This window comes from Tenacibaculum sp. FZY0031, from assembly GCF_036350695.1.
In the GTDB taxonomy this organism is placed as follows: Bacteria; Bacteroidota; Bacteroidia; order Flavobacteriales; family Flavobacteriaceae; genus Polaribacter.
Genome location: NZ_JAZDVY010000018.1, coordinates 1 through 2,360, shown reverse-complemented (window position 1 = coordinate 2,360; position 2,360 = coordinate 1). Strand labels below are relative to the sequence as shown.

Sequence of the window (2,360 nt, the reverse complement as noted above, 5' to 3'; positions counted from 1 at the left end):
GAATCATTTGTACGTCCATTTGATTTAAACAAAGAGTATCCTTTTCGAGTAGGTATTGTACGAGATATAGAGGGGGGGCATTTGTTGTTGATAGACATGCATCATATAATTAGTGATGGGGTTTCCCATAGTATCTTGTTAGAAGAATTTGCTCGTTTATACGAAGGAGAAGCTTTACCAGAAGTATCGTTACACTATAAAGACTATGCAGAATGGCAACAGGGATCGTTAAATAGCGTACAACGATTATCAGATGAAGAATATTGGCAAAACATGTATGCCAGTCCAACAAGTGCTCTAGTATTACCTTACGATTATACTAGGCCAGCAATTAAGAGTGATGTTGGTTTGTCTATTGATACAACTATTGACTCAGATAGAGTAGAGAAAATAAGAGCTTTTATAGAGGTTACAGGAACTACAATGTTTATGTTTTTATTGTCTATTCACAAAATAGTATTGAGTAGGTTAAGTGGTCAAGAAGACATAGTGATTGGAACTCCTACTTCGGGAAGAAGTCATGCAGATATAGAGCAAACCGTGGGGATGTTTGTCAATACTTTAGCACTTCGTAGTTATCCGTTAAAGGACAAAAAATTTACGGCTTATTTACAAGAGGTAAAGGAATTGGTTTTATCGAGTTTTGAACACGAAGGATATCAGTATGAAGATTTAATAGATCGTTTATCAATAGAGCGCGATACAAGTCGCAACCCTTTGTTTGATGTAATGTTTGCCTATCAATATGTAGAAGAAGTAGCAGCATCAAGAGAAACAGTTGGTATTGAGCGCTATAGTATAGGAGAAAATTCAATATCTAAGTTTGACTTAGAACTTGATGTAGAGGATAACGGAGAAGAACTTTCACTTTCAGCTACTTATTGCGCGGCTTTATTTACAGAAAGAACCATTCAAAATTACCTGAAGTACATCATAACTTGTATTGATGAAGTACTAGAGTGTTCAGATCAACTAATTTCAAAAATAAATCTTTTAACGAAAGAAGAACAAGAGGTATTAATAAAAGACTTTGGGAAGGGAACTTCTAATACTGTGTATAAAGAAGCTTCTTTTTTAGAGTTGTTTGAGAGCCAAGTTCAATCAAGTCCAGAAGATGTGGCAATAGTCTTTGGAGAAGAAAAATTAAGTTACCAAGAGTTGAATATTCGTTCAACAAATTTAGCTATAGCGTTGCAAGCTCAAGGAGCAAAACCACAAGATTTTATAGGGGTTTATATGGATAGGGGGATCTCTGTGATTGTGAGTATTTTGGGGGTTTTAAAAATGGGAGGAGTTTATGTTCCTATTGAGGTAGAATACCCTAAGGAGCGAGTAAATTTCATACTTTCAGATTCGTCAATAAAATACTTGCTTGTTACAGAGTCAGTTAGTTTAGAAAAGCTGAGTTTAGAGGCTACAAAAGTATTGTTAATAGAGGATGATAAAGAAGAAAGAAAAGTATCAAGTATTTTTACCAAGCCTAGAATATCAGGTGAAGATTTGGCCTACATGATTTATACTTCTGGTACTACAGGGAAACCTAAAGGAGTTATGATCTCTCATAATTCTTTATCAGATTATGTACATACAGTAAAAGAATATTTTGGCTTAAAGTCAACAGATAGCATTTTACAGCAATCCAGTATTTCTTTTGATACTTCTATAGAAGAAATTTTTCCAATATTAGGAGTTGGAGGGAAGTTGGTTATTACTGAAGATCGAAGAGATTTTGACAAGCTTATTTCAGATTGTATAACTCATAAAATAACAGTTTTAAGTACAAATCCGTATTTACTAAGTTACTTAAACGAACATATTGATTCTTACGATTTATCTTTAAGAATTTTGATAAGCGGAGGAGACGTATTAAAATGGTATCACGTGAACCATTTAGTATCAAAATTTGATGTATACAATAGTTATGGGCCAACAGAGACGACAGTTTGCGCTACGTATTATAAAGTTAAGAAGGAGTTAGATCGTATTCCAATAGGGTTTCCTATTAGCAATAGAGTTGTTTATATTTTAGATGAGCATTTGCAATTACAACCTAATGGTGTTATAGGTGAGTTATGTATAGGGGGAATTGGAGTATCCAAAGGATATTTAAATAGAGAAGAATTAACGAAGTCTAGCTTTGTTAAAGATCCGTTCAGAGCAGGGGAAACGATGTATCGAACTGGAGATTTGGCGAGATGGTTGGCAGATGGTACGATAGAATTTATAGGTAGAAAAGATACGCAGGTTAAAATTCGCGGTCGTCGTATAGAGTTAGGGGAAATCATCAATCAGGTAGAATCTTACTCAAAGGTAGCCCAGAGTGTGGTTCAGGTACAAGGATCAGAAAATGACAAGTACCT

The 2,360-nt window shown here is 34.7% G+C and carries 1 protein-coding gene; it reads left to right on the top strand.

What is annotated here, in order from left to right:
- The coding region (locus V1T75_RS16350; RefSeq protein WP_330489559.1) for a non-ribosomal peptide synthetase at window positions 1-2,360 on the top strand (2,360 nt) is incomplete at both ends.